Origin of the sequence: Bradyrhizobium sp. OK095 (assembly GCF_900109945.1) — a bacterium.
Classification (GTDB): Bacteria; Pseudomonadota; Alphaproteobacteria; order Rhizobiales; family Xanthobacteraceae; genus Bradyrhizobium.
Map to the genome: position 1 here is coordinate 81549 of NZ_FOBX01000006.1, position 26880 is coordinate 108428.

The window sequence follows — 26880 nt, forward strand, 5'->3', positions numbered from 1 at the left end:
GGCGTAACCCACCACTGTTCGTCTCTGCGGAAGCAGAAGTGGTGGGTTACGCCGTCGGACTGCGCTTCGCGCAGCCGCCCGCTAACCCACCCTACGAATCCGCTACTCCGCGGCTTCCGCGTAATCGCTCACCGGCGGACACGAGCACACCAGATTGCGGTCGCCATAGACGTTGTCGACGCGCCCCACCGGGCACCAGTATTTGTCGGTGCGCGAGGTGCCCGCGGGGAAGCAGCCCTCGGCGCGGCTGTAGGCACGATTCCAATCGTCATCCGCGATGTCGTGCACGGTGTGCGGGGCGTGGCGCAGGGGCGACGCTGCGATCTCAAAGCGGCAGGCCTCGACCTCGGCGATCTCTTTCCGGATTGCGATCATCGCGTCGCAGAAGCGATCGAGCTCCGCTTTCGACTCCGATTCGGTCGGCTCGATCATCAGCGTGCCCGGCACCGGAAAACTCATGGTGGGCGCATGGAAGCCGTAGTCGATCAGGCGTTTTGCGATGTCATCGACGGTGACGCCGGACGTGGTCTTCAGCGGCCTGGGGTCGACGATGCACTCATGCGCGACGCGGCCCTTCGCGTTCTTGTAGAGCACCGGGAAGTGCGCATCGAGCCTTGCTGCGACGTAGTTGGCGTTGAGAATCGCGATCTCGGTCGCACGCTTCAATCCTTCGCCGCCCATCATCAGAATGTAGATGTAGGAGATGGTCAGGATCGAGGCCGAGCCGAACGGCGCGGCCGAGACCGGGCCGACCGGTGCGTCACCTTGCGTCGCCGGATGACCGGGGAGGAACGGCGCGAGATGCGCCTTGACGCCGATCGGGCCCATGCCGGGGCCGCCGCCGCCATGCGGGATGCAGAAGGTCTTGTGCAGATTGAGATGGCTGACATCGGCGCCGTAATCGCCGGGCCTGCTAAGGCCGACCTGCGCGTTGAGGTTGGCGCCGTCGAGATACACCTGGCCGCCATGGCCGTGCACGATGTCGCAGATCTCGCGAATGTGTTCCTCGAACACGCCATGCGTCGAGGGATAGGTGATCATGACCGCGGCGAGATTGGCGGAGTGCTTTTCCGCCTTGGCGCGGAGATCATTGACGTCGACGTCGCCGTTGGCCTCGCAGGCGACCACGACCACGTCCATGCCGACCATCGCGGCCGAGGCCGGGTTGGTGCCGTGGGCGGAGGAGGGGATCAGGCAGATTTTCCGGTGCGTCTCTCCGCGCGCGGCATGATAGCCGCGGATGGCCAAGAGCCCGGCATATTCGCCTTGCGCGCCCGAATTCGGCTGCAGCGAGATCGCGTCATAGCCGGTGATGTCGCACAGCCATTTTTCCAGCCGCGCGAACAAAGCGTGGTAACCCTTCGCCTGCTCGCGCGGGGCAAACGGATGCAGGGAGCCGAACTCGGGCCAGGTCAGCGGCATCATCTCGGTGGTCGCGTTCAGCTTCATGGTGCAGGAGCCGAGCGGGATCATGGCGCGGTCGAGCGCGAGGTCGCGGTCGCTGAGCTTGCGCATGTAGCGCAGCATCTCGGTCTCCGAGCGATGCGCGTGGAACACCGGATGCGTCAGGAATGCGGTGGTGCGCTTCAGCGCTTCCGGCAGCGCCTCGCGCGTGGTCGCGTCGATCTCGGCATAGGCAAGCTGGCCGCCGAAGGCGCGCCAGACCGCCTCGACCGTTGCCGGCGTCGTGGTCTCGTCGAGCGCAATGCGCAATGCCGTCTCACCGACACCGAGATTGATGGTCTCGGCGGCGGCGCGCGCGACGATCTCGGCGCGTTTGGCACCGGCATCGACGCTGAGCGTGTCGAAGAAGGTCTCGCTGTCAGGCGCAAAGCCGAGCTTGCGCAGGCCCGCTGCCAGCACGGCGGCGCGGCGATGCACATTGCGCGCGATCTGCGCCAACCCTTCGGGGCCGTGATAGACCGCATACATCGAGGCGATCACGGCGAGCAGCACCTGCGCGGTGCAGATGTTGGAGGTCGCCTTCTCGCGGCGGATGTGCTGTTCGCGGGTCTGCAGCGCGAGGCGATAGGCGGGTGCGCCGCGTGAGTCCACGGAGAGGCCGACGATACGGCCGGGCAGCGAGCGTTTCAGCGCATCGCGCACCGCCATGTAGGCCGCGTGCGGTCCGCCATAGCCCATCGGCACGCCGAAACGTTGTGCCGTGCCGATCGCGATGTCGGCGCCGAGCTCGCCGGGCGAGGCGAGCAGCGTCAACGCGAGCAGGTCGGCGGCGACGATCGCGAGCGCGCCCTTGGCCTTCAGCGCCGCGATTGCCGGTCTGAGGTCGCGCACCGCGCCCGAAGAGCCCGGATATTGCAGCAGCGCGCCGAGCACGTCGGTGTTGTCGAGATCGGTGAGGGGATCGCCGACGATCAGGGTCCAGCCGAGCGGCTCGGCACGGGTGCGCATCACAGCGAGCGTCTGCGGATGCACGTCCTTGTCGACGAAGAAGGCCTTTGCTTCGACCCGCGAGTGCCGCTCTGCCAGCGCCATCGCTTCGGCAGCAGCCGTCGCTTCATCGAGCAGCGAGGCGTTGGCGACGTCGAGCCCGGTGAGGTCGCAGATCATGGTCTGGAAGTTGAGCAGCGCCTCCAGCCGACCCTGGCTGATCTCGGGCTGATAGGGCGTGTACGCCGTGTACCAGGCCGGATTCTCAAGGATGTTGCGCTGGATCACCGCGGGCAAAATCGTGCCGGAATAGCCTTGGCCGATCAGCGAGGTGAAGACCTGGTTCTCGCGCGCGAGCTCGGCCATATGCGCGATCGCCTCGGTCTCGCTCAGCGGTTTGCCGAGATCGAGCGGGGCTGCCTGCCGGATCGAGGCCGGCAGCGTCTCCGCCATCAGCGCGTCGACACTCTTGGCGCCGACTGCCTCGAGCATGGCGGTGACATCGCGCGCGGAGGGGCCGATGTGGCGGCGAACGAACGTGGCGGTGTCGCCGTTAGATTTGCGGTGCGCGGTCATCATGGGTCCTCGCTAGATTTCGCTGTCGCCGTCATGCCCCGCGAAGGCGGGGCATCCAGTAAACGCAGGTATTCGTGATTGAGCCGATGGGCCGCGGCGTACTGGATCATCCGCCTTCGCGGATGATGACAGCGAGTATGGGGCAGCGACTCGGCTCATATCTTCACGCCGTATGCGCCTTGTAGGCGGCTTCATCCATGAGGCCGCCGAGCTCGCTCTTGTCGGCAATCTTGATCTTGAAGAACCAGGCCTTGCCTTGCGCGTCCGAATTCACCAGCGCCGGCTCGGCGGCGAGCGCGTCGTTGATTTCGGTCACTTCGCCGGACACCGGTGCGTAGATGTCGGAGGCGGCCTTCACCGATTCCACGACGGCGGCGGCTTCGGTCTTCTTCAACGTGCGGCCGATCTTGGGCAGTTCGACGAACACGACGTCGCCGAGCTGCGACTGCGCGTAGTCGGTGATGCCGACGGTGGCGACGTCGCCGTCGATGGCCAGCCATTCATGGTCGGAGGTGTACAGCGTCGTGGTCATTGTCTTGTCCTCAGCGTTTGTAGGTGTTTTTCAGGAAAGGCATGGCGGCGACGGTGAGCGGCAGTCGTTGGCCGCGCACCTCGGCGAAGATTTTCGCATCGAGCGCGCTCAGCGCTGTTGGCACATAGCCCATCGCCACCGGCGCATTCAGGCTCGGGCCGAAACCGCCCGAGGTGACCTTTCCGATCGGCTCGCTTGCGGTCGCGTCCGCAAACAGCAGCGCGCCCTCGCGCACCGGCGCGCGGCCCTGGGCAAGCAGGCCGACGCGACGGCGGCTCGCGCCGTGATCGAAATGAGCGAGGATATTCGAGGCGCCCGGAAAACCGCCGGCGCGCGCGCCGCCGGTGCGGCGGCTCTTCTGCACCGACCATTCCAGCGCGGCCTCGACCGGCGTGCTCTCCGTATCGATGTCGTGGCCGTAGAGGCAGAGCCCGGCTTCCAGCCGCAGACTGTCGCGGGCCCCTAAGCCGATCGGCATCACGTCAGGGTTTTCGAGCAGCGTCTTCGCGAGCCGTTCGGCATCGGCCGCGGGGACCGAAATCTCAAAGCCGTCCTCGCCGGTGTAGCCCGAGCGCGAGACGAAGCAGGCGAGGCCGGCGACTTTGTGCGGGCCGGCATCCATGAACTTCATGGACGGCGCCTCTGCACATAATTTCGCCAGCGCCGATTCCGCCTTCGGGCCCTGCAGCGCGATCAGCGCGCGGTCGGCAAGCGAATCGATCACGCAGTTGTCGGAGAGATTCGCGCGCAGATGCGCCTCGTCCTCGTCCTTGCAGGCGGCGTTGACGACCAGGAACAGGTGATCGCCGAAATTGGCGACCATGAGATCGTCGAGAATGCCGCCATCTTCATTGGTGAACTGGGCGTAGCGTTGCCGGCCCGGTGCAATCGCCAAAATATCCTGCGGCACCAGCCGCTCCAGCGCGCGGGCGGCGTCCTCGACCTTGCCCGACTTCGGCAGCAAGCGGATCTGCCCCATGTGGGAGACGTCGAACAGGCCGGCGGCGTTGCGGGTATGAAGGTGCTCCTTCAGCACGCCCGCGGGGTATTGCACGGGCATGTCATAGCCCGCGAACGGCACCATCTTGCCGCCGAGGGAGACGTGCAGCGCGTGGAGCGGGGTCTTTTTCAGGGAATCTTGGTCGTCGCGCACTGGCATCACAGGGTCCTCGGCGGTTCCCCGGGAACGATTCCCGTGGACACCAGTCGAAGCCCCATCTGTCGCTGTGCCTGAGAGTATTATCCCGTCGGCGGACGCAATCCGGACCCTAAGTCCGCCGGCGCCTCTTTCCAGATGCTGTCAAAGCCACGCGGTCCTTTTGCCTGAGAGTTTCCGGGGCGGTTGCTCCTTCGGCGCCGGCACCAAAGCCGGTCTCTCCCGACGTGGCCGTACGATACAGATGGGTACAGACCACAGGGCGGCCAAGCCTGTCAACGCGGCTCAATCGGCTTTCAACGGGATTGCGCGCCTGCGGCAACGCTTTGATCTCCTTGCACAGTTTCTGGACAGCGAAGCTGGCCTTGTCTAAAAGCGCATTGGCCCGCAGATATCAGCCCAAACTCAGCGGTTTGGATGGCGTATAGCGGGTCCAAGCACACCCGATTGGATGAACATGAGCGGCGTCAACGAGATCAGGTCGACCTTTCTGAACTTCTTTGCCGAGAACGGCCACGAGATCGTGTCGTCCTCGCCATTGGTGCCGCGCAACGACCCGACATTGATGTTCACCAATGCCGGCATGGTGCAGTTCAAGAACGTCTTCACCGGCGTCGAGAAGCGGTCCTATCAGCGCGCCACCACGTCGCAGAAATGCGTGCGCGCCGGCGGCAAGCACAACGACCTCGACAATGTCGGCTACACCGCGCGCCATCTCACCTTCTTCGAGATGCTCGGCAACTTCTCGTTCGGCGACTATTTCAAGGAGCGCGCGATCGAGCTGGCCTGGAAGCTGATCACCAAAGAGTACGGGCTCAAGAAAGACAAGCTGCTCGTCACCGTCTATCACACCGACGACGAGGCGGCCTCCCTCTGGAAGAAGATCGCCGGCTTCTCCGAAGACCGCATCATCCGCATCCCGACCTCGGACAACTTTTGGGCGATGGGCGACACCGGCCCGTGCGGCCCGTGCTCGGAGATTTTCATCGATCGCGGCGAGCACATCTGGGGCGGGCCTCCCGGCTCGCCGGAAGAGGACGGCGACCGCTTCCTTGAATTCTGGAATCTCGTGTTCATGCAGTACGAGCAGGTGACGAAGGAGGAGCGCGTGGATCTGCCGCGTCCCTCGATCGACACCGGCATGGGCCTCGAGCGCATGGCCAGCATCATGCAGGGCGTCGACAGCATCTTCGAGACCGACCTGTTCCGTCACCTGATCGATGCGACCTCGTCCGCGCTCGGCAGCGGGCCGGACGAGCAGACCGTGGCCTCGTTCCGCGTCATCGCCGATCATCTGCGCTCCTCCGCCTTCCTGGTCGCGGATGGCGTGCTGCCCTCGAACGAGGGCCGCGGTTACGTGCTGCGCCGGATCATGCGCCGCGCGATGCGCCATGCGCAGCTGCTGGGTGCGAAAGAGCCGCTGATGCATCGCCTGGTGTGGGCGCTGGTGCGCGAGATGGGCCAGGCCTATCCGGATTTGATGCGCGCGGAGAATTTGATCGAGGAAACGCTGCGGCTGGAAGAGACACGTTTTCGCAAGACGCTGGTGCGCGGCCTCTCGATCCTCGACGAGAAGAGCGCGTCCTTGAAGAAGGGCGACATGTTCGACGGCGACGTCGCCTTCACGCTGTATGACACCTACGGCTTCCCGCTCGACCTGACGCAGGACGCGCTGAAGTCGCGCGGCATCAGCGTCGACCAGGCCTCGTTCACGGATGCGATGGAACGCCAGAAGGCCAAGGCGCGCGAGTCCTGGAAGGGGTCTGGCGAAGCGGCCTCCGAGGCGATCTGGTTCCCGCTGCGCGAAAAGCTCGGGGCGACCGAATTTTTGGGCTACGAGACCGAGAGCGCCGAAGGCGTGGTGACCGCGCTGGTGAAGGACGGCAAGGAAATCGCCAGCCTCAAGGCCGGCGAGACCGGCGCGCTGGTGCTGAACCAGACGCCGTTCTATGCGGAGTCCGGCGGCCAGGTCGGCGATACCGGCGTGCTGGTCGGCGAGGGCGGCATCAAGTTCCGCGTCACCGAGACGCAGAAGAAGCTCGGCGATTTCTTCGTGCATGTCGGCACTGTCGAGGGCGGCGAGCTGAAAGTCGGCACCGCGCTGCAGCTCGAAGTGGATCATTCGCGGCGCTCTTCGATCCGCGCGCATCATTCGGCGACGCATCTCATCCATGAGGCGCTGCGCCAGGTGCTCGGCGATCACATTGCCCAGCGCGGTTCGATGGTCGCGCCGGATCGGCTGCGCTTCGACTTCGTGCATCAGAAGCCGATCACGCCGGAAGAGCTTGCCAGGGTCGAGGACATCGCCAACAACGTGGTGCTGGAGAACGACGAAGTCACCACCCGCGTCATGGGCGTCGATGAAGCGCGTGAGGCCGGGGCACGCGCCCTGTTCGGCGAGAAATATGGCGACGAGGTCCGCGTCGTCTCGATGGGCCGGACCGCGCGCGAGCGCGGCGCCAATGCGATGGGCTGGTCGGTCGAGCTCTGCGGCGGTACGCATGTCAGGCGCACCGGCGATATCGGCTTGATCACGCTGACCGGCGAGAGCGCGGTCGCCTCGGGCGTCCGCCGTATCGAGGCGCTGACAGGTAACTACGCGCGCAGGCACGCCAACGAGACCATGGCGCTGGCGAAGACCGCGGCGGCTGAGCTGCGCACTTCGATCGACGACGTGCCCGCGCGCATCACCGCGCTGATGGACGAGCGCAAGAAGCTCGAGCGTGAGCTCTCCGACGCCCGCAAGAAGCTGGCGATGGGCGGCGGCGCTGCGGCCAGCAATGGCGCGGCCACCGGCGTGCGCGAAATCGGCGACGTCAAGCTGATGGCGCGTGCGGTCGAAGGCATCGAGATGAAGGATCTCAAGAGCCTCGCCGACGACGGCAAGAAGCAGATCGGCTCCGGCGTGGTCGCCATCGTCGGCGTCACCGAGGACGGCAAAGCCGGTGTCGTGGTCGGCGTCACCGCCGATCTGACCGCGCGCTTCAATGCGGTCAATCTGGTGAAGGTGGCTTCCGAGGCGCTCGGCGGCAAGGGCGGCGGCGGCCGGCCCGACATGGCGCAGGCCGGCGGCCCTGACGGTGCCAAGGCGGCTGAGGCGCTCGCGGCGATCGAAAAAGCGATGACGGGCGCCTGAGGCCGTGGGCCTCGTTCCGCGAGGAATTGGGCTGCGCGATCCCGATTTGCGGGATCGCCTCTTCGAATTGCTGGAGCACGATCCCTTGGCCTATTCGGCCGGATCGCGCTTCATCAAGCTGATCATCGGCGTCATCGTGCTCGACGTGGTCGCGATGATCCTCGCCTCGGTGCCGGAACTGGACGATCAGTACGGCGCGTTGTTCGCCGCGATGACCATCCTGTCCGTGATCGTGTTCGCGCTGGAATATGCTGCGCGTCTCTGGACTGTCGCGGGCCACACGCCGCGAAAGGGCTCCGCGCTCGCCGACCGGCTCGGCTATGCCTTCTCCGCACTGGGGATCATCGACCTCCTGGCCTTCCTGCCCGCGGCAATCGTGCTCGCCACCGGCCGCCATGCGACGCTGGCGGCGCTCGGCGTGCTGCCGTTCTTCAAGCTCATTCGTTATTCGCCGGCGATGCGCTCGCTGCTTGCCGTCGTGCATGCCGAGCGGCGGGCGCTGATCGGCTGTGTCGTCATCCTGACCGGCGCGGTCTTGACGTTCGCCTCGCTGCTCTACGCCATCGAGCGCGAGGTGCAGCCGGACAAGCTCGGCACCATTCCGCAGGCGATGTGGTGGGCGATCGTGACGCTCGGCACCGTCGGCTATGGCGACGTCGTGCCGGTGACGGCGCTCGGCAAGATCATCTCGGTTTTCACCATCATCGCGGGCTTCGCCATGATCGCGCTGCCGGTCGCGATCATCTCCACCGCGTTCGCGGATGAATTGAAGCGCCGCGACTTCGTGGTGACCTGGGGCATGCTGGCGCGGGTGCCGCTGTTCTCGCATCTGTCAGCAGCCGAGATCGCCGATATCATGCGGCTGCTGCGGGCGCGCACCATCGAGCAGGGCGAGATTTTGGTCCGCCGCGGCGATGCGGCCTCGTCGATGTATTTCATCACCGCCGGCGAGGTCGAGATCGCGCTGCCGAGCCAGCAGGTGCGGCTCACCGACGGCACTTTCTTCGGCGAGATCGCGCTGCTGCACAAAACAAAACGCAGCGGCACGGTGACGGCGATGCGCAAGACGCGGCTGTTGCTGCTCGATGCCCACGACTTTCACGCCCTGATCGAACGCATGCCGACGCTCGCGGCGCATGTCCACGAAACCGCGAAAGCGCGGCTGGAGGAGACCGGCGATCTCGCCGCGGCGGAGCTGGCGCAGGCGGGGCGTGAGGGCACCGACCGCTGAGCGATCAGCCTTTCTTCAGGAAAACATACTCGGCCGAATAGGGCGCGCTCTTGAACTCGCCGGCCTTGTCGCATGCGCCATCGAGCTTGCCGCCATGGGTGTTGATGCGCTGGACGGTGGTAGCAGGCGTCAGCACGCCGCTGCCGCGGCGGGAGGCGACCTCGAGCTTCAGCCAGGGGATATCGGCAGCGGTTGCGCCCGGCGCGTTGCCGATGGCCTTGCCGACCACTGCGCTGCCGTCGGCGAGCTCCCAGTTCGGGCCGGCATAGTGGCGCCCGACCGTCTTGCCCTCGGAGAGCAGCGTCGCGATCGGCTCGCGAAAAGCCCAGGCGAGCTTGCCGTCGGCAGCCGCCTTGCACTCATAGACCTGCGCGCCCTCGGCGTGGACGCTGAGGACGACGGTCTCGCCGAGGGCGGCGATGGCCTCGGGAAGCGGGTCCGCAGCCGCGGCCGGTCCGATCAGGGCTGCGAGCAGCAGGGCGGGGGCAGCAAGCTTAATGAACATGGTGGTCTCCGCGAAAAGGGTCTCTGAAAAACGAACGGGCCGCGCTTTGGCGCGGCCCGTGATGATGTCCGACCCAGTCGGGCGAAATTGCGGACGGCTTACGCCGCCAACGCCTTCGTGAGATTCTCGGAGACCTTGTCGAGGAAGCCGGTGGTCGAGAGCCAGCGCTGGTCGGCGCCGACCAGCAGCGCGAGGTCCTTGGTCATGTAGCCTTCCTCGACGGTGTCGACGCAGACCTTCTCCAGGGTGTTCGCGAACTTGGCGAGCTCGGCATTGTTGTCGAGCTTGGCGCGGTGCGACAGGCCGCGGGTCCAGGCGAAGATCGACGCGATCGAGTTGGTCGAGGTCTCCTTGCCCTTCTGGTGCTCGCGGTAATGGCGGGTCACGGTGCCGTGGGCGGCTTCGGCTTCCACGGTCTTGCCGTCGGGGGTCAGCAGCACCGAGGTCATCAGGCCGAGCGAGCCGTAGCCCTGCGCGACCGTGTCGGACTGCACGTCGCCGTCGTAGTTCTTGCAGGCCCAGACGTAGCCGCCGGACCATTTCAGCGCCGAGGCCACCATGTCGTCGATCAGGCGATGCTCGTAGGTCAGGCCCTTGGCGTCGAAGTCCTTCTTGAACTCGCGCTCGTAGACGTCCTGGAAGATATCCTTGAAGCGGCCGTCATAGACCTTGAGGATGGTGTTCTTGGTCGAGAGATAGACCGGATAGCCGCGCAACAGGCCGTAGTTCAGCGAGGCGCGGGCGAAGTCGATGATGGAATCGTCGAGATTGTACATTCCCATCGCGACGCCGGCATCGGGGGCCTTGAACACTTCCTTTTCGATGACGGTGCCGTCCTCGCCGACGAACTTCATCGACAGGGTGCCCTTGCCCGGGAACTTGAAATCGGTGGCGCGGTACTGGTCGCCATAGGCGTGGCGGCCGATGATGATCGGCTTGGTCCAGCCGGGAACCAGGCGCGGCACGTTCTTGCAGATGATCGGCTCGCGGAAGATGCAGCCGCCGAGGATGTTGCGGATGGTGCCGTTCGGCGACTTCCACATCTGCTTGAGGTTGAACTCCTTCACCCGGGCTTCGTCCGGGGTGATGGTGGCGCACTTGACGCCGACGCCGACCTTCTTGATCGCTTCGGCGGCGTCGATCGTCACCTGATCGTTGGTTTGGTCGCGGTATTCCATGCCCAGGTCGAAATAGAGCAGCTCGACATCGAGGTAGGGGTTGATCAGCTTGTCCTTGATGTACTGCCAGATGATCCGGGTCATCTCGTCGCCATCGAGTTCGACGACGGGTTGGGACACCTTGATTTTTGCCATGGTCGGAGAAGCCTCTTGGGAACGGCGCCCGGGGGCGCAAACGGGAATATAAGCGGCGTCATAGCACCTGATAGCAGCGGGCGAAAGCCAAGTGATTATGCACTTTTAGCTCATCCAGCTTCCGTAGATGAGGGGCCGGCTGGCGCCTAACCGCAGGGGCGGGGGTTGAAGTTTCAGGCGAGATTCAAAAGTCGAATCCAACCCGTTATTTCCCTTGAGAATTTTGTCAGGACAGGCAAACGACAGGTGAACGGCCGGCCGGCCCCAAGATCGGGGCAAGACTGAGCCAAGGCCGGCTTTGAATCAATTCCTGAAGAGCGCCTTGCTTAGCAGTGTCTTGGCAAGGCCTTGAGAACCAGTGTGAAAGCGAAACGAGATGTCGGGGACTGACAAGAGCAAGGCGGGCCTTTCCCTCGACGGTCCCATCGTGATCCTGGTCGAGCCGCAGCTCGGCGAGAACATCGGCATGGCCGCACGCGCCATGGGCAATTTTGCGCTCGGCGCCTTGCGCATCGTCAACCCCCGCGACGGCTGGCCCAACGTCGCGGCCCAGCGGGCTGCCGCCGGTGCCGACCACATTCTGGAAAAGGTCGAATTGTTCGCCACGGTCGGCGAGGCCGTCGCCGATCTCGATTTGCTGTTCGCCACCAGCGCCCGGCCGCATGACCAGGCCAAGCCGGTGGTCGGGCCGGAAGCCGCCGCGGCCGAGATCGCGGGGCACGTCGCCACGGGCGGCAAGGCCGGTATCCTGTTCGGCCGGGAACGCTGGGGCCTGACCAATGAGGAGGTCGGCCTCGCCAACCGCATCATCACCTTCCCGGTCAATCCGGGCTTTGCCTCGCTCAACCTCGCCCAGGCCGTACTGCTGGTCGGCTACGAATGGTTCAAGCGGGCGACGGCAGGCGAGCTGCCGCACAGCATGCCGGAGCGTTCCGAGCGCGCCTCGCAGCACCAGATGCAGGCCTTCTTCGACAACCTCATCCGCGAGCTCGACAGGGTTGAATTCCTGCGCCCGGCCGAGAAGCGCGACACCATGCTGGTCAACCTGCGCAACATTTTTAGCCGGATGGAGCCGACCAAGCAGGACATGCACACCCTGCACGGCGTGGTGATGGCGATCGCCGAGGGACGCAAGGGCCCGGCCAAGGGCGGCGTGCTCGACGGCGAACAGGCCACGCGCCTGCGCGCGCTGCTCGCCGAACACGGGCAGGGCGGCGGCGTGCCCGACAGCGGCTCGACGGTGCGCGGCCTCGCCCGCTTGCTCCGCCGCAACCCGACCGACGCCGAGCGCCTGCTCTGGCAGGCCCTGACCCGCGACCGCCGTTTTGCTGGAGGGTTCAAGCGCCAGACCCCGGTCGGCCGACACATCCCCGACTTCGTCTCGTTCCCGCACCGGATCGCGATCGAGCTGGTCAACCCGGCCGAGGGCGAGATGATTGCGGCGGATCGCGCGTCGCGGCGGAGCTGGCTCGAGGCGCGGGATTATCGGGTGATCGAGATGCGGGCTGCGGATGTGGAACGGGATATCGAGGCGGAGCTGGTGCGGTTGCAGGGGATGGTGGAGCAAGGCGCGTAGGTCGCGTTTGTGATTGTCCGCCGGCAACCAAGGGCTGTGCAGATGCGCAATCGGTTGCTATGAAGTCCCCGGAATTGAAATGGGGACTGCATGTTTGGAATGACGGGCCGCGCACTCATTTGCGCGGCAGCAGGCACCGGCGTTTTGGCGCTGACGGCCTTGCTCGAAATATCAGGCGCCCGCGCGGAAATGCCCTTGACCTCCAAGTGCAACGCGGTCGGGAATTTCAGTGTCGATGACCGCATCGCGGGTTGCGGCGCCATCATTCAGGCGACGACGGGCATGCAGCAAGGCGTAATCATGGCGCACTTCCGCCGTGCCATGTTCTACCGCCAGAAGGGTGAACTCGACCTTGCGATTGCGGACTACAATCAGATTATCGAGCGCGACCCAAGTAATCTGAACGCCCGCATCGCGAGGGCTTCTGCGTTCATTCAAAAGCGAGAGCCCGCGGCCGCGCTGCCTGACTATACCCAGGTGATCGAGCTCGATCCGAAGAATACCTACGCATATATCGGACGTGCTCACGTCTATTCGGCGAGACGTGACTTCGTCCGTGCCATCGCCGATTACGACCAGGCCCTCCTGATCCACCCTGACAATGTCATCGCGCATGTCGAGCGAGGCCTTACTTACATCCGCAAGGGAGATCTCGATCGGGCCATGGCCGACTGCGATCGTGCGGTCGAGATCGGCCCGCAAACCGGCGGCGGCCAATTGTGCCGCGGCCGGGTCTACTTCGCCATGGGTAACCGAGCGCTGGCGTTGGCCGCACTCGACCAGACCATCCAGATCAAACCCAAAGGCGAAAACTTCTACTACTTCCGCGCCGACTCTTTCCAGCAACTGGGTGAGTTCGGCCGCGCTATCGCCGATTACGATCGAGTTATCGAGCTGAATCCACGAAGTCGAAATGCCTATGCCTGCCGCGGCGTCGCCTATGCTCGAAAAGGCGACTATGATCGCGCCATTGCCGATTACAACCAAGCGATCCAGCTGGCACATCAGGATCAAGGCAACCGCGGCGATCGGCAGACTCAGGTTCAAGGTCAGGACGGTGACCCCGTTCCCGCGTCCGACGCGACTGAATCAATCGTACTCGCTTCAGGGGAGGAACCCTTGCTCCGCGCTCGGGGAGCGGCCTACCAATGGAAAGGGGAGCTCGACCGCGCTATCGCAGACTATGATGAGGCGATCCGCCTCAATCCCAAGGACAAGGATGCCTTCGGGCTCCGCGCCAATGCGTACAAGGCCAAGGGAGACTTCGGCCGCTCGCTTGCAGACTACGATCACCTCGTGCAGCTTGATCCCAAGGATGCGCGCGCGTACTTTCATCGTGCGAGGGTCTATTGGCAGAGTGGTGCGTTCGGCAAGTCGTTGACCGAGCTGGACCATGCGATCCAGCTTGATCCAAAGAGTCCCTATCCGGTCTTATGGCGAGAAATTGTCGCAAAGCGCAGTGATGAGCCGAGCCGGCTGAGCGAGGCGGCCAAGCAGTTGGACGCGACGAAATGGCCCGCGCCGATCGTCAATCTCTTTCTCGGTACGACGACGCCTGAGCAGGTGCTCAGCGCTGCCGCGGACCCCGACCCGGCGAAGCAAAAGGGGCAGGTCTGCGAGGCGAATTTCTATATCGGTGAGCGCGCCCTGCAGAACGGTTCCAGGGACGAGGCGATGAAGCAGTTCGACCAAGCTGCAGCCGATTGCCCGAAGACGTTTATCGAGAAGCCGGCTGCCGACGTTGAGCTTGGCGCACTGCGAGCGAGCCGCTGATCTCGATCAGACGCGCGTAGCGCCGTGCCCACCAATTTTTGTCTCCGAGCGCGACGGTGGGCACGCTTCCGCCTTTGCTCTTCAAGCTACGGCGGACAAGTCGCATCCCACGAAAATGGCGCGAAATCAGGGGGGATCTGTTTCGCCACGCCGCGGAGAACTGGATGAGCTATGCGTCAAGGGTCGTTCTTCGTCTGCCGCTATCGAGCGAAGGTCTGTTGGCTGCCTTTGTCGAGCAGTGCCTTCGTGATCGCGTTGCTCTCATTGCAGTCGTTGGAGAAGGCGCCGCACGGATAGAGGACATCATCGACGAACTCGTCGTAGGCGACGGGATGGATGACACACGCTTTGTCGTGACCACCTCGCACTCGAACGAGACGATGGAAGAGGTTTTGGAGTTTGCCGGTTTGTGGAACGACGAGCGAAATCAGCCCGTCCAGATCGTATCTCTATAGCGCTGAGTGAGCCATGCGGCTGCGCGAAGCGCGGTCCGCGAGGCGTAACCCACCTCTTCTCGTGCGGCGACCAAAGTGGTGGATTACGCTAGCGGACTGCGCTGCGCGCAGCCGCGAGCTAATCCACCCTACGAACCGCGGCCGAGCTGCACGTCGCGCTCGACCGCAATCCATGTCGCCCTCGCAACGGCCAGCAATTTCCCGGCTTCGTCATGCGCGGCGGCCTCGGCGGTGCGTTTGCGGCCGTCGCGGCCGGTTGGCCAGGCCGTGATGACGCAGCGGTCGCCGGGGCGCGGGCGGGCTTCGATCCGGGCCGACATCCGTCCGAGCAGGAGCGGGGCCTTGTCGAAGCTGTCGCTCTCCTGATTGTAGTTGCAGGCATAGCCGGTCGGGCAGTCGAGCGCGGACCAGAGAAATTCATCGGCGACCAAGCCGTCCTCGGCGGCCAGAGTCGGGTCCGGCGTCCAGCTCGCTGCGAGAACGGCGTTTTGCGAATGACGTCCGAGCTGTCCAGCAAAGATGCGCAGGCCGTCGCCTTTCGCTCTCGCGGGGCCACAGACAAAGCACGTCGGCAGCGGGTGCTCGTGCGGCTTGACCGGCGTCAGCAATTCGGCGGCGCAGGCTTCCTCGAAACTGGCGGTCTCTAGTCGCGCGAGCTCGACGCTCGTCGCGCGCGCGGTCGCGACAACCGATGCACCATCGCGAAGCTCCCACGTTCCGTCGGCGGTCGCGGCGGCATCGAGCGGCTTGTCGAGAGGGGGTGGCGCGCGCAGCGTCACCTCCGCAGCCCCGGGAATGTGGCGGGCGAGCCGGCCGCAGACATAGCCGCCATTGCCGGAGTTCGGAGGGCCGCAATAGCGCTTATCGATGATGATCTGATTCAACGGTTGCTTCCTCTCCTGCCGCTCCCCGTGCACTTTATCGGATCTTGAGGACAATTCTTCCTTGAACCGTGCGGTTGGCCACGGCGCGCATGGCGTCCCCGACCTCCTCCAAAGGGAGGACGCTATCGATATGCGGACGGATTTGTCCGCCGGCCAGCAACTGCATCAAATTGTCATTTCCCCGCGCGGCCTCTTCCGGGAACTTCTCCGCCCAGGCGCCGGCGAAGACACCCAGGATGGAATAGTTCTTCAGGAGCGGCAGGTTCATCGGGATCTGCGGAATCTCGCCGCTGGTGAAGCCGATCGGCATCAGCCGTCCGCCCCACTTCATCAGCCGTGCCATCTGCTCGAAGATCGCGCCGCCGACATTGTCGAAGCCGATATCGATGCCGTCTCCAGAGGTGATCGACTTGATCCGGTCGCGCAGATCTTCGCTGCGATAGTTGACGACATCGCCGGCGCCGTAATCGCGCACCAGCGCAGCCTTGTCGCCGGAGCCGACACCGGCGACGACGCGCAGGCCGAGATGGCGGCCGAGGTCGACGGCGGCAAGGCCAACCCCGCCGGCTGCCCCCGTGATGAAAACGGTTTCGCCACGCTGCGCCCGGGCTCGCTCGACCAGCGCATAATAGGCGGTGCCGTAATTGTGCAGCACCGTCGCCGCGGCCTCGAACGCGACGCCGTCAGGCAGACGCACGCTCTTCGATTCCTTCGCTGTCATCCGTTCGGCGTAGCCGCCGGTCCAGCTGCTGCACGCCACGCGATCGCCGGGCCGAAATTTCGTGACCTTGTCGCCGACAGAGGCGACGACACCGGATGCTTCCGTGCCGGGCACGAAGGGCGTCGGTGGTCGCATCTGGTAGAGGCCGGAGACCACCAACTGGTCCATGAAGCTCACGGAGGCCGCATGGACGTCGATGAGGATCTCGTCGCCGGCCGGTTTTGGCTCGGCGATCTCACTGAGGCGCAGATCTTTCGGCCCGGTGAACGAACTGCATAGAACGGCTCTCATCGTACCCCTCCAATTTCTCTCAACGGCGTCGCATATCCCGCGACGAGCTTGACGAAATCGGCCTGTCGCGCGGTTCCGGTCTTTTCAAACAGGCGGCGGACATGCGTCCTGATGGTCGTGCCGGCAACACCAAGCGCTGCGGCCACTTCGGGGACGCCGCCGAGCTCGACGATCGCGAGCAGGACGCGCAACTCCATAGGCGTCAATTTGAACGCGCTACGCAGTGCTTCCGAACGAGACGGTATCGTCAGCGCCGCCTTGCGAACGAACAAGGCGGCCACGGCGCCGTAGTCGGCACCCGCGCGCCGGCGCGGGCCTGATGTCAGCGGCAGGACGTGGGCGACGTAGCGCTGGCCGTCCAAGCCGATCATCGGGATTCCGCCGGTGCCAGGGGCCGCGACACCGTGTCGGCTCGCTGCAAAAACCTGCCGCAATGTCTGGCTGACCGCGGGATCGCAGGCCATCAGGTGGCCACGGATCTCGAGCAGGACGTTGCACGTATCGAGCATGGCCTGTCCGGCGGTGTTGGCGTGAAGGAGCCGCCCTCCTGCGTCGACAAGGTAGAGGCTGGCGTCGAGCCCATCGAGGATGTCGGCGAACGCGGCGGCGTTCGCGGCCTCCGGTTCGAGCGTTTGGGCGACAGCGAGCGCGCGGCATGGAACAACGTTCATTGCGGCGCACCAGCGGGGCGAGGGGGTTGGCGCTCGTCCGCAGGGCGGCGCGTGAAAAGCCGCGGCACCAGCATGGGAACGCGCCGGCGATACTCCTGATAGGTCGCGCCGAACTCGCCGATCAGATCCCGCTCCTCGAACTGCAATGCGACCAGGATGTAGGCCGTGTTGGCGAGCGCGAACAGCAGATGGCCGGCGGTCATCTCGGGCGTAGCCCAGAACGCGAGTAGAAAGCCCAGCATCAGCGGATGCCGCACGATCTTGTAGAACAGCGGCGTCCTGAAGGATTGACCAGATATCTCGGCGCCGCGCAGCGCGAAGAATGCTTGGCGCAGGCCGAACAGATCGAAATGGTCGATCATGTAGGTCGAGGTGAGCGCGATCACCCAGCCGAGCCAATGGACGGCGGTCAGCAACGAGGCCGCGATGCCGCTCGCCTGCCAGATTGGCGCCGGGATCGGCCGCCACTGCCAGAACAGCAGCAGGAGGATCAGGCTGGAGAGCAGCACATAGGTGCTGCGCTGGCAGGGCGCGGGAAGGAGTTTTGTCATCCTTCGTTTGAAGGATGGCCGCGCCATGACGCTGTGCTGGACGGCGAATAGGCTCATCAGCAGCAGGTTGACGACGATGGCCTCACCCAAATTGGTGGGAGCGCCGACGTCGATCGACTTCGGCACGACATAATTGCCGACGAAACCGAGTGCATAGAGAAATGAAACCGTGAAGACGCCATAGCTCATGATGGCGTAGAGCAGGATTGCGAGGCGCGCGAACATGGTTTTTCCTATTGTGCCTGATACAGCGGTGCCGCATGCAGGTGCCTGAGCCGCCGGCTAGCGAGCGGGCTCGATCTGGCCCGATCGTACCCGCTGGACCGTCCCCTGCGCGTCCCCCGGGGCGGCCTGCCGGGGAGGAAGGACTTTTATGACGGCTTTCTCGCTGGGGACGTTCGGGTTCCCGGAGGTCCACGCCGACGGTCGCCAGATCAAGCTGGCCTTACGCAAGGGCCTTGCGCTGCTGGTCTATCTCGCCGAGGCCAAGGGCGCCGTCGCGCGCGAAATCATGGCCACGCTGCTGTGGCCCGAAACGCCCCGGGAGACCGGCCTCGCGCGATTGCGGCGGCTGCTTCACCGTATCGAGCTCACACTCGGCCAGCCGGTTTTCGAGACCGACCGCACCAGCTTGCGATGGTCGCCGGACGTCGAATTGCGGATCGACACGCATCTGTTCGAGAGCGCCTGCGATCGCGGCGAGTTTGAAGAGGCCTGCCGGATCTACAGGGATGACTACCTTGCAGGCTTCGCTCTGGACGAGTGTCGCGAATTCGACGACTGGGCGTTCTTCCGCCGGGAGGCGCTGCGGGGACGGCTGATGCATGCGCTGGAGCGTCTGGTGCAGGACCGGAATGCCGCCGGCGACCATTTTGCGGCGAGCGCGCATGCGGGACGTCTGGTCGAGCTCGATCCACTGAGCGAAGTGTACGGCCGGCATCTGATCCGCAGCCTGCTGCTATCAGGCGACCGCAGTGCTGCGGAGCGGCATCATGCGGCCCTGACGCAGCGGCTGCGCGATGAGCTTGGGGTCGCGCCGGAGGCCGAGACCGACGCGCTGATGGACGCCGCGGCAGCGCCGCTACGTGATGCCGCCCCGGTGACACGCTATGTCAAAGGCGCCGGCGTGCATCTGGCCTACCAGACCTATGGCAGCGGGCCGCTCGATATTTTGGTAATGCCCGGCTTCGTCTCGCATGTGGAACGCGGCTGGGAGCATCCCGCGAGCCGGACGTTTCTGGCGTCGTTGATGAAGCTCGGACGTCTCATCGTTTTCGATCGCCGCGGCATCGGCCTGTCGGACCGCGTCGGATCGGCGCCAGGCATCGACGTCACCGCTGAGGATATCGGCACCGTGCTGCGCGCGGTGGACTCGCGGCGCGTCGTGCTGTTTGGTGCATCCGAATGCGGGCCGGCCTGCGTCAAGTTTGCAGTCGATGAACCGCGCCGCGTGGCCGGGCTGATTCTGTTTGGCGCGCTGGCAAAAGGCTGCTGGTCAGAGGACTATCCGCACGCGTTGCGCGCCAGCCAGTATGACGCGTGGAGCAAGCACCTCATCGCGCAATGGGGCGGCCCGGTCGGGATCGAAGCTTTTGCGCCAAGCCTGGCCAATGATCCCCAGGCGCGCGCGTGGTGGGCAGGGCTGTTGCGCGCGGCCTCCAGTCCCGGCGGCATCTCGGCGGTTCTGGAGGCGTTCCGCGATGCCGATGTGCGGGATCTCCTGCCGCAGGTGACCGTGCCGACTTTGGTCTTGCACCGGCGGGACGACAAGGCCGTGCGGATCGCGGCCGGGCGCGATATCGCGAGCCGGATCACCGGTGCGGAGTTCGTCGAGCTCGACGGCAGTGATCACTGGTTCTTTGCCGGCGATCAGCAGCCGGTGCTGGAGGCGATCAAGCAATTCATGAAGGGGTTGCCGCAAGCGAAGCGGTCAGTGCCGTAGCCCGGATGAGCGAAGCGATATCCGGGGAACGGTCCCGCATATCGCTTCGCTCATGCGGGCTACAAGATAAGAGAGCTCACACCGCCTCCAGCTGATCCGCCGCGCGCTTCTTCTTCGCCTTCGATTGGCCGAGCAGGGGGCCGGCCGTCAGCGCTGCCGTATCCGCTACACCAGGGTCGCGCGAGATCATCGCCGCGACGATCGCGCCGTCGATCAACAGCCCGAGCTGGTGCGCAAGCACGACAGGCTCGCTCGATCCGAGCTCGCCGGCAAGCTTCTCGATATGGCCGAGCACGATCTTCTTGTGCTTCAGTGCGATGTTGCGGAATTGCTTGGCGTCCTTGTCGTGCTCGCCGACCGCGTTGATGAAGGGGCAGCCGTAGAAGCGCTCTTCCGCAAACCAGCTCTTCAGCGCGGGAAAGATGCGCGTCAGCTTTGCCTGTGCGTCGCCGCCGCCTTCCTCCATGGCGCCGATGAACCATTCGCGCCATTGCTTGCCCTCGCTCTCCAGCACCGCGTTGACCAGATTGGTCTTGGAGCCGAACAGCTTGTAGAGCGTGGTCTTCGCGGTGCCGGCTTCCTCGATGATCGCATCGATGCCGGTGGCGTTGATGCCGTTCTTGCAGAACAGATGCGTCGCGGCGCTCAAGAGGCGCCCGCGCGCGGACTCGTCTTCGCCCGCGCCGGCGTGGGGCGAATTGGATTTTTTCTTCGACGTCTTTGTCATGGTGGTGAACTTACCCGCAGCCGCGCCGCATCAGCAAGCCGCATCTGTTCCGCGCCGAAAAGATTCGCAAGGGACAACGCATCTGCATCGCCTTTGAGCAAGCGGCGGCTGATCAATCCGCAGGCAGCGCCGGCTAAGCGGCTCCAATGCCTCGCCTTTTGTTTTTCGTCTCCTCTGGCACGCTCCGTGCAAGGAAACAGACCGTTCGGTATCCTGCCGGATTCCACGGCTGCCAGGGAGAAAATGATGACTGCCGTCGTTCAAAAGATAGTGCTGACGGGTTGCCTCGCGCCCATCGACAAGAATGGCCTCGAGCAACTGATCGCCAACGGCAAGGCCAATCCGAAGGTCATCAAGACCTTGAAATGCAAGACGGTCGCGGAAGGGAAATTCCGCCACGCCAACTACATCCGCAATTTGCAGCCCTACATCGTCGACGAGCCGCCGGGCCTGCTGGGCGACGACACTGCGCCAAACCCGTCGGAAGCCTCGCTGGCCGCGCTCGGCTCGTGCCTTGCGGTCGGCCTGCACGCCAATGCCGTGCATCGCGGCTGGATCGTCAACAAGCTCGAGCTCGAGCTCGAAGGCGACCTCAACATCACCGCGGTCTGGGGCACTGGCGATGTCTCCGACAAGCCCGTTGGATTTACCGACGTCCGCGTCAAGGTCGACATGGAATGCGAGGGCATCTCGCAGGACGAGATCAACGCGCTGGTCACCCATGTGAAGCAATGGTCGCCGGTCGCCAACACGTTTACCCGCCCGGTCAATCTCGAGGTCGGCATCTAGTAGACGACAACCAGGACAAGGTGCGGGAGACGATCATGGGTTCACTGGCTTTATCACGGGCCGACATTTTGGATCAGCCCGCACCGTCCATTGCCGGCGAGGTGGCGCGGATTGCGAAGGAGCAGCTCGCGCCGCTCGCCGCCGGCATCGACGAGGGATCGGTCTATCCGGTCGAGGTGTTGCGCGCGTTCGGCACGGTCGGGGCGTGGGGCAGTCACGTGCCCCACGAAGGGCCGGCCGATCTGCGCTGCGCCATCCAGGCGATGGCGGCGATCGGCGAGGTCTGCGGGGCGACAGCCTTCATGGCGTGGTGCCAGAACACGCTGGTCTGGTACGCCGCCAACTCCACCAACATGAAACTCGCAAAGCGCTTCGGCGATGCCTTCTCGACTGGTCGCGTGCTCGGCGGCACCGGGCTCTCCAATCCCATGAAGAGCTTTTTCGGCATCGAGAAGCTGAAGCTGAAAGGGCGCAAGGTCGAGGGCGGCTATGTCGTGCGCGGTGCGCTGCCCTGGGTCTCCAATCTCGGGCCCGGCCATTACTTTGGCACCATCTTCGAAAGGGAGGACGAGCCGGGCACCGTCATGTTTCTCGCCGACTGCTCGGACCCTTCGATCACGCTGACGCCGTGCAAGCCGTTCCTCGCGATGGACGGCACCGGCACTTATGGCGTGCAGTTCCGCGATGTCTTCGTACCGGACGAGCTGATCCTGGCCGATCCCGCCGGTCCCTTCGTCAAGAAGATCCGCGCCGGCTTCATCCTGCTCCAGGCCGGCATGGCGCTCGGCGTCATCCGGGACTGCATCAACATCATGGACGAGGTCGACAATCCCCTCGGCCACATCAACCGCTATCTGCCGCAGCAGCCGGTGCATTTCCGCGATCTCGCCGCCGAGCTCGAGACGGAGACGATGGCGCTGGCGCGCGATCCCTACAACGAGGAGGAGACCTACTGGCGCAAGGTGATTGCGCTCAGGCTTCGCGCCGGCGAGGCCAGTGTCGCGGCGGCGCATGCGGCGATGCTGCATTGTGGCGCGCGCGGCTATCTCAAAAGCCACCGCGCGCAGCGGCGCCTGCGCGAGGCCTATTTCGTCGCGATCGTCACGCCGGCCACCAAGCAGCTGCGCAAGATGCTCGCCGATTCCTGAGTTGACCGAGTCCACCCAAGACGAACCTGAGACGCGACCCCGAGACCCCCAACCTCAACGGAGAGGCTGCCATGACTGACGTCCTGATCACTGCCGTCGAACTCGCCGATCTCTTGAAGAGCGAACCGTGTGTCGTCATCGACACCCGCAATCCCGATGCCTACGCCGCCGGCCACCTTCCGAACGCCGTCAACGTGCATGAGATTTTTACGTTCCTTGCGACCTCGACGCCGGAAGGCATGGCCGAGCTGAAGACCAAGTTCGCCGACGCGTTCGGCGGCGCCGGTCTCTCCGGCAAGGAAACGGCTGTGATCTACGAACAGTCGATGAACTCGGGCTTCGGCCAGTCCTGCCGCGGCTACTACCTGCTCACCATGCTCGGCTATCCCAAGATCAAGGTGCTGCATGGCGGTTTTGACGCGTGGTCGGGCGCGGGCTTCCCGGTGACGAAGGACGTGCCGGCGCCGGCAAAGGCCTCCTTCGGAATCGTGCCTGAAGCGGGCGAGATCCTGATCGACGCCAAGACCATGCTCGGCGCCGTCGGCAAGCCCGGCATCGCCATCCTCGACGTGCGCGATGTCGACGAATGGATCGGCGACAGCTCCTCGCCCTATGGCAAGGATTATTGCCCGCGCAAGGGCCGCATCCCTGGCGCGGTGTGGCTGGAATGGTACCGCATGATGAAGCCGACCGGCGAAGGTCCGCGCTTCAAGTCCAAGGACGAGATTCTTGCGGAGTGCGCCACGGTCGGCATCTCGACCACCACGCCGGTCTATCTCTACTGCTTCAAGGGCGCGCGCGCCTCGAACACGTTCCTCGCGCTGAAGAACGCCGGCGTGAAGGACGTGCGGATGTATTTCGGCTCCTGGAACGAATGGTCGCGCGATCCGTCGCTGCCGATCGAGCAGGGGCTGCCGATTGCGTCCGAGGTCACGACCAAGGCGGCGTGATCGCCGCTAACCGAGGGCCCGCGGACGGGGCGCGATCCCCAGCGCCTTGATCCGCGAGGCCAGCGTGGTCGGCTTGATATCCAGCAATTCGGCCGCGCCGCCGGGGCCGAAGACTTTTCCTGCGCAGGCCTCTAGCGCGGCGAGAATGTTGGTGCGCTCGTGGTCGCGCATCTCCGCCGACGTCATCACGGCCGGGCGCGCATCGGCCTTTTGCCGCGCCGCGCCGGTCGGAGCTTGCGCGCCGGAGGAATCGGGCAGGTCGATGCGCAAGCGGCCGTTCTGCGACAGGATCGCGGCGCGCTCGATCACGTTCTGCAATTCGCGAACATTGCCGGGCCAGTCGTAGCGCGTCAGCCGGCGTGCATCGCCTTCCGAGAGGCGCAAATTCGATTTCAACGCCTTGCCCTCGCGTATCAAAAAATGCTGGGCGAGCAGGGGAATGTCCTCGCGGCGCTCGCGCAAGGGCACCGTCTCGATCGGGAATACGTTGAGGCGGAAATAGAGGTCCTCGCGAAAGCGGCCGCGCTGCACCTCCTGCTTGAGGTCGCGATTGGTCGCGGCGATGACTCGGACGTCGACCGCGCGGGTCCGCTCCTGGCCGACGCGCTCGAAATTGCCTTCCTGCAACACGCGCAGCAGCTTGCCTTGCAATTCGAGCGGGATCTCGCCGACCTCGTCGAGGAACAGCGTGCCGCCATCGGCGAGCTCGAACCGGCCGATGCGGTCGCGCGTCGCGCCGGTGAAGGCGCCGCGGACATGGCCGAAGAATTCGCTCTCGAACAATTCGCGCGGGATTGCGGCGCAATTGACGCGGATCAGCGGCCGGTCGCTGCGGGTGGAATCCTCGTGGATGGCGCGCGCGATCAACTCCTTGCCGGTGCCGGACTCGCCGGTGATCATCACCGCCGCAGTGGTCGGCGCCACCAGCTTGACCTGGCGCAGCGTCTGCTGGACCGCCTCGCTCCCGCCGATGATGCCGCGGGGATTGGTCTCGATTCGGATTTCTTCCTGGAGATAGGCGTTTTCGAGCTCGAGCCGTTCGCGCAGGCGGTCGACCTCGGTGAGCGCGGCATGCAGCTTCTCGTCGGCCTCGCGGCGCTGGCTGACGTCGCGAAACACGACCACCGCGCCGACCACCACGCCGCGGTCGCGGATCGGGGTCGAGGTATATTCGACCCAGGCCGGCGAGCCGTCCTTGCGCCAGAACACTTCGCCGTCGACCTGGTGCACGGCGCCGTCGCGGAACGCCGCATAGATCGGGCAGTCATGGTTGTGATAGTGCCGGCCATCATGATGGGTGTGATGCATGATCGGGTGGATTTCCTTGCCGACCAGCTCTTCGGCGGTCCAGCCCAGCATGCGCTCGGCCGCGGGGTTGACGAAGGTGGTCTTTCCTTCCGCGTTGACGCCATAGATGCCTTCACCGGCTGCGCGCAGGATCAACTGGTTCTCGCGCTCGATGTCCTGGAAGACGCGCTCGACCCGCTGCCAGGTCGAGATGCCGCTGCGCATATGGTCTTCGGCGGCGGCATCGACATTGCGGCGGCGGCGCGCTTCGAGATCGGTGAGGGTGAGCTGAACCAGCGTGCGCCCGTCATGGGGCAGGACGCAGCCGGCATATTCCAGCCGGAGATTTTGCCCGGTGGCATGGCGGGGATTGAGCGCCGTGGTCCAGTAGGCGCCCTTGTGCAGCACGGCCTGGGTGAAGACGGTGAGGGCCGCGAGCTCGCCGGCGTGTAGCGTGCTCGCTTTGGTCTGCCGCAACAGGGCGCGGTCGTAGCCGAGCAGGGTGCATGCGGCCGGATTGGCATCGACGATCTGGTCACTGAAGGGGTCGACCAGGAGTGTGGCTTCGACCGAGGATTCGAATGCCGCGACCCGCGGGTCGATGGCCTGGGCCACAGCGTCGTGGACGAGCATTCGCGTCTGTGCCATTGCGAAATCTCGTAATTGAGCTACGAAATCTCGTATATCACGAGTTTTCGTAGTCGCCAAGCGTGACCGAAAATGCTGCGTCATCAAGGCGCTGGCCGGCCGAAAGGGGGGTGGCATGCTCTTTGCGTAATCCTTCCTGCAATGACGCGCAGGAGGTTCGATGTCCATTTTCGACAATCCGTTTGATCCCGATCGCAGCCTTCGCGCCGGCTGTGCCTGTGGCCAGCATCAATCTGCGGCGGAGCATGAGCAGGCCACGGCACTGCGCTGTGACCCCGTCGAGAGCGAGGAGAAGCGCTACGAGGGCGTCGTCGCCTCCGCCGTGATGCGCGCGATGTTTCCGCAGGATTTGGCGCGGCGCGCCTTCCTGAAATCGGTCGGGGCGTCCACGGCGCTTGCCGCGCTGTCGCAGTTTTTCCCGCTTCAGACCGCGACCGAAGTTTTTGCGCAGGCCGGCACGCCTGAGAAGAAGGACCTCAAGGTCGGCTTCATCCCGATCACTTGCGCCACGCCGATCATCATGGCGGCGCCGCTCGGCTTCTATTCCAAGCACGGCCTCAACGTCGACGTGGTCAAGACCGCCGGCTGGGCCGTGGTTCGCGACAAGACCATCAACAAGGAATACGACGCCGCGCACATGCTGGCGCCGATGCCGCTCGCAATCTCGTTGGGCTTGGGGTCGAATCCAGTTCCGTTCGCGGTGCCCGCGATCGAGAACATCAACGGGCAGGGCATCACGCTTGCCATGAAGCACAAGGACAAGCGCGATCCGAAGGACTGGAAGGGGATGAAGTTCGCGATCCCCTTCGACTATTCCATGCACAATTATCTGCTGCGCTATTATCTCGCCGAGCACGGCATCGATCCTGATACCGATGTGCAGCTGCGCTCGGTGCCGCCGCCGGAAATGGTCGCGAATTTGCGCGCCGACAACATCGACGGCTTCCTCGCGCCCGACAACATCTGCCAGCGCGCGATCTACGACGGCGTCGGCTTCATGCATCTGTTGTCCAAGGAGATCTGGGACGGCCATCCCTGCTGCAGCTTCGCCGCCAGCCGCGAATTCATCACGACCGCGCCGAACAGCTTTGCCGCACTGACGCGCGCCATCGTCGATGCCACCGCTTATGCGTCGAAGGCGGAGAACCGCAAGCAGATCGCGGAGGCGATCGCGCCCGCCAACTACATCAACGCGCCGGTCACCGTGCTGGAGCAGGTCTTGACAGGCACCTATGCCGACGGCCTCGGCGGCGTGAAGACCGACGCCAAGCGCGTCGATTTCGATCCGTTCCCCTGGCAGTCCTTTGCGGTCTGGATGCTGACGCAGATGAAGCGCTGGGGCCAGATCAAGGGCGATGTCGACTACAAGGCCGTCGCCGAGCAGGTTTATCTCGCGACCGACACCAGGAAGCTGATGACCGAGATGGGCCTCACGCCGCCCACGAGCGCCTACAAATCGTTCGCGGTGATGGGCAAGACGTTCGATCCGGCGAAGCCGGAGGACTATGTCGCCAGCTTCAAGATCAAGAAGGCGTCGTGATGATAACGCGCGCGCTCTCTTTACCTCGCCCCGCTTGCGGGGAGAGGTCGGATCGCTCTTGCGATCCGGGTGAGGGGGTACAGGTCT

The 26880-nt window shown here is 64.7% G+C and carries 21 protein-coding genes and 1 riboswitch; of the genes, 10 read left to right on the forward strand and 11 right to left on the reverse strand.

Annotation, left to right across the window (positions count from 1 at the left end):
• Positions 1–102 precede the first annotated feature (102 nt).
• The 3 genes from gcvP to gcvT all read right to left on the reverse strand — a co-directional run bounded on the left by gcvP (position 103) and on the right by gcvT (position 4658).
• Positions 103–2967 carry an aminomethyl-transferring glycine dehydrogenase gene (gcvP, locus tag BMW89_RS17055; protein ID WP_177196153.1) on the reverse strand — a complete coding sequence of 955 codons (2865 nt, stop codon included), beginning with the start codon at positions 2965–2967 and terminating at the stop codon, positions 103–105.
• A gap of 163 nt (positions 2968–3130) precedes the next feature.
• The gene (gcvH, locus tag BMW89_RS17060) at positions 3131–3499 is read right to left on the reverse strand and encodes a glycine cleavage system protein GcvH (protein ID WP_092028160.1); all 369 of its coding nucleotides are present in this window, start codon (positions 3497–3499) and stop codon (positions 3131–3133) included.
• Between the two features lie 10 nt (positions 3500–3509).
• Positions 3510–4658: a glycine cleavage system aminomethyltransferase GcvT gene (gene gcvT, locus BMW89_RS17065; protein WP_092028161.1), complete on the reverse strand. Its 1149-nt coding sequence runs from the start codon at positions 4656–4658 to the stop codon at positions 3510–3512.
• Positions 4659–4801: 143 nt separating this feature from the next.
• Positions 4802–4890, reverse strand: a riboswitch (glycine riboswitch).
• Between the two features lie 222 nt (positions 4891–5112).
• Between gcvT and alaS the strand changes: the two genes are divergently transcribed.
• Both alaS and BMW89_RS17075 read left to right on the forward strand, forming a co-directional pair.
• Complete coding sequence (alaS, locus tag BMW89_RS17070; protein ID WP_177196108.1) at positions 5113–7791, forward strand: alanine--tRNA ligase; 2679 nt, start codon at positions 5113–5115, stop codon at positions 7789–7791.
• A 4-nt stretch (positions 7792–7795) separates the two neighbouring features.
• A complete protein-coding gene (locus tag BMW89_RS17075; RefSeq protein WP_092028163.1) occupies positions 7796–9022 on the forward strand; it encodes a cyclic nucleotide-gated ion channel in 1227 nt (408 codons plus the stop codon).
• A gap of 4 nt (positions 9023–9026) precedes the next feature.
• Here the strand turns inward: BMW89_RS17075 and BMW89_RS17080 are convergent, their stop codons facing one another.
• Entirely contained in the window at positions 9027–9527 is a 501-nt protein-coding gene (locus tag BMW89_RS17080) for a DUF3455 domain-containing protein (protein ID WP_092028164.1), read from the reverse strand.
• A gap of 98 nt (positions 9528–9625) precedes the next feature.
• Complete coding sequence (locus BMW89_RS17085; RefSeq protein ID WP_092028165.1) at positions 9626–10840, reverse strand: NADP-dependent isocitrate dehydrogenase; 1215 nt, start codon at positions 10838–10840, stop codon at positions 9626–9628.
• Positions 10841–11216: 376 nt separating this feature from the next.
• Between BMW89_RS17085 and BMW89_RS17090 the strand changes: the two genes are divergently transcribed.
• The 3 genes from BMW89_RS17090 (at position 11217) to BMW89_RS17100 (ending at position 14644) form a co-directional block, all read left to right on the forward strand.
• On the forward strand, positions 11217–12416 hold the full coding sequence (locus BMW89_RS17090) for a TrmJ/YjtD family RNA methyltransferase (RefSeq protein WP_092028166.1): 1200 nt from the start codon (positions 11217–11219) through the stop codon (positions 12414–12416).
• A 90-nt stretch (positions 12417–12506) separates the two neighbouring features.
• Positions 12507–14189, forward strand: a complete 1683-nt coding sequence (locus BMW89_RS17095) for a tetratricopeptide repeat protein (RefSeq protein WP_244547612.1) — start codon at positions 12507–12509, stop codon at positions 14187–14189.
• A gap of 164 nt (positions 14190–14353) precedes the next feature.
• Complete coding sequence (locus tag BMW89_RS17100) at positions 14354–14644, forward strand: DUF7684 family protein (protein WP_092028167.1); 291 nt, start codon at positions 14354–14356, stop codon at positions 14642–14644.
• 128 nt (positions 14645–14772) lie between these two features.
• Here the strand turns inward: BMW89_RS17100 and BMW89_RS17105 are convergent, their stop codons facing one another.
• Genes BMW89_RS17105 through mddA form a run of 4 tightly spaced genes read right to left on the reverse strand, consistent with a single transcriptional unit; the run spans position 14773 to position 17987 of the window.
• A complete protein-coding gene (locus tag BMW89_RS17105; RefSeq protein ID WP_092028495.1) occupies positions 14773–15528 on the reverse strand; it encodes a PaaI family thioesterase in 756 nt (251 codons plus the stop codon).
• A 34-nt stretch (positions 15529–15562) separates the two neighbouring features.
• On the reverse strand, positions 15563–16540 hold the full coding sequence (locus BMW89_RS17110) for an NADPH:quinone oxidoreductase family protein (RefSeq protein WP_092028168.1): 978 nt from the start codon (positions 16538–16540) through the stop codon (positions 15563–15565).
• Complete coding sequence (locus BMW89_RS17115) at positions 16537–17211, reverse strand: helix-turn-helix transcriptional regulator (protein WP_092028169.1); 675 nt, start codon at positions 17209–17211, stop codon at positions 16537–16539. The genes BMW89_RS17110 and BMW89_RS17115 overlap by 4 nt, the downstream gene beginning before the upstream one ends.
• Entirely contained in the window at positions 17208–17987 is a 780-nt protein-coding gene (mddA, locus tag BMW89_RS17120; RefSeq protein ID WP_092028170.1) for a methanethiol S-methyltransferase, read from the reverse strand. The genes BMW89_RS17115 and mddA overlap by 4 nt, the downstream gene beginning before the upstream one ends.
• A gap of 148 nt (positions 17988–18135) precedes the next feature.
• Between mddA and BMW89_RS17125 the strand changes: the two genes are divergently transcribed.
• A complete protein-coding gene (locus BMW89_RS17125; RefSeq protein WP_092028171.1) occupies positions 18136–19704 on the forward strand; it encodes a bifunctional AfsR/SARP family transcriptional regulator/alpha/beta hydrolase in 1569 nt (522 codons plus the stop codon).
• A gap of 76 nt (positions 19705–19780) precedes the next feature.
• Here the strand turns inward: BMW89_RS17125 and BMW89_RS17130 are convergent, their stop codons facing one another.
• Positions 19781–20431 carry a TetR/AcrR family transcriptional regulator gene (locus BMW89_RS17130; protein ID WP_092028172.1) on the reverse strand — a complete coding sequence of 217 codons (651 nt, stop codon included), beginning with the start codon at positions 20429–20431 and terminating at the stop codon, positions 19781–19783.
• Between the two features lie 246 nt (positions 20432–20677).
• Between BMW89_RS17130 and BMW89_RS17135 the strand changes: the two genes are divergently transcribed.
• From BMW89_RS17135 to BMW89_RS17145, 3 genes are all read left to right on the forward strand, one after another.
• A complete protein-coding gene (locus BMW89_RS17135) occupies positions 20678–21220 on the forward strand; it encodes an OsmC family protein (protein ID WP_092028496.1) in 543 nt (180 codons plus the stop codon).
• A gap of 35 nt (positions 21221–21255) precedes the next feature.
• Positions 21256–22368, forward strand: coding sequence for an acyl-CoA dehydrogenase family protein (locus BMW89_RS17140; protein ID WP_177196109.1), 1113 nt, complete (start codon positions 21256–21258; stop codon positions 22366–22368).
• Positions 22369–22439: 71 nt separating this feature from the next.
• Complete coding sequence (locus BMW89_RS17145; RefSeq protein WP_092028174.1) at positions 22440–23318, forward strand: sulfurtransferase; 879 nt, start codon at positions 22440–22442, stop codon at positions 23316–23318.
• 6 nt (positions 23319–23324) lie between these two features.
• On the opposite strand, the gene BMW89_RS17150 is transcribed toward BMW89_RS17145, so the two are convergent.
• Positions 23325–25253 carry a sigma 54-interacting transcriptional regulator gene (locus tag BMW89_RS17150; RefSeq protein ID WP_092028175.1) on the reverse strand — a complete coding sequence of 643 codons (1929 nt, stop codon included), beginning with the start codon at positions 25251–25253 and terminating at the stop codon, positions 23325–23327.
• 160 nt (positions 25254–25413) lie between these two features.
• On the opposite strand from BMW89_RS17150, the gene BMW89_RS17155 reads away from it, so the two are divergent.
• A complete protein-coding gene (locus BMW89_RS17155) occupies positions 25414–26793 on the forward strand; it encodes a CmpA/NrtA family ABC transporter substrate-binding protein (protein ID WP_092028176.1) in 1380 nt (459 codons plus the stop codon).
• The last annotated feature ends 87 nt before the right edge of the window (positions 26794–26880 follow it).

Excerpts from the sequence above, each read along its gene's own strand:
- BMW89_RS17110 (WP_092028168.1), bottom strand. The coding sequence starts at position 16,540 with ATGAGAGCCGTTCTATGCAGTTCGTTCACCGGGCCGAAAGATCTGCGC.
- BMW89_RS17140 (WP_177196109.1), top strand. The coding sequence starts at position 21,256 with ATGGGTTCACTGGCTTTATCACGGGCCGACATTTTGGATCAGCCCGCA.
- BMW89_RS17085 (WP_092028165.1), bottom strand. The coding sequence starts at position 10,840 with ATGGCAAAAATCAAGGTGTCCCAACCCGTCGTCGAACTCGATGGCGAC.
- BMW89_RS17150 (WP_092028175.1), bottom strand. The coding sequence starts at position 25,253 with ATGGCACAGACGCGAATGCTCGTCCACGACGCTGTGGCCCAGGCCATC.
- BMW89_RS17115 (WP_092028169.1), bottom strand. The coding sequence starts at position 17,211 with ATGAACGTTGTTCCATGCCGCGCGCTCGCTGTCGCCCAAACGCTCGAA.
- BMW89_RS17155 (WP_092028176.1), top strand. The coding sequence starts at position 25,414 with ATGTCCATTTTCGACAATCCGTTTGATCCCGATCGCAGCCTTCGCGCC.
- BMW89_RS17130 (WP_092028172.1), bottom strand. The coding sequence starts at position 20,431 with ATGACAAAGACGTCGAAGAAAAAATCCAATTCGCCCCACGCCGGCGCG.
- gcvH (WP_092028160.1), bottom strand. The coding sequence starts at position 3,499 with ATGACCACGACGCTGTACACCTCCGACCATGAATGGCTGGCCATCGAC.
- BMW89_RS17125 (WP_092028171.1), top strand. The coding sequence starts at position 18,136 with ATGACGGCTTTCTCGCTGGGGACGTTCGGGTTCCCGGAGGTCCACGCC.
- BMW89_RS17135 (WP_092028496.1), top strand. The coding sequence starts at position 20,678 with ATGACTGCCGTCGTTCAAAAGATAGTGCTGACGGGTTGCCTCGCGCCC.
- gcvP (WP_177196153.1), bottom strand. The coding sequence starts at position 2,967 with ATGACCGCGCACCGCAAATCTAACGGCGACACCGCCACGTTCGTTCGC.
- alaS (WP_177196108.1), top strand. The coding sequence starts at position 5,113 with ATGAGCGGCGTCAACGAGATCAGGTCGACCTTTCTGAACTTCTTTGCC.
- BMW89_RS17080 (WP_092028164.1), bottom strand. The coding sequence starts at position 9,527 with ATGTTCATTAAGCTTGCTGCCCCCGCCCTGCTGCTCGCAGCCCTGATC.
- BMW89_RS17090 (WP_092028166.1), top strand. The coding sequence starts at position 11,217 with ATGTCGGGGACTGACAAGAGCAAGGCGGGCCTTTCCCTCGACGGTCCC.
- BMW89_RS17145 (WP_092028174.1), top strand. The coding sequence starts at position 22,440 with ATGACTGACGTCCTGATCACTGCCGTCGAACTCGCCGATCTCTTGAAG.
- BMW89_RS17100 (WP_092028167.1), top strand. The coding sequence starts at position 14,354 with ATGAGCTATGCGTCAAGGGTCGTTCTTCGTCTGCCGCTATCGAGCGAA.
- mddA (WP_092028170.1), bottom strand. The coding sequence starts at position 17,987 with ATGTTCGCGCGCCTCGCAATCCTGCTCTACGCCATCATGAGCTATGGC.
- gcvT (WP_092028161.1), bottom strand. The coding sequence starts at position 4,658 with ATGCCAGTGCGCGACGACCAAGATTCCCTGAAAAAGACCCCGCTCCAC.
- BMW89_RS17095 (WP_244547612.1), top strand. The coding sequence starts at position 12,507 with ATGTTTGGAATGACGGGCCGCGCACTCATTTGCGCGGCAGCAGGCACC.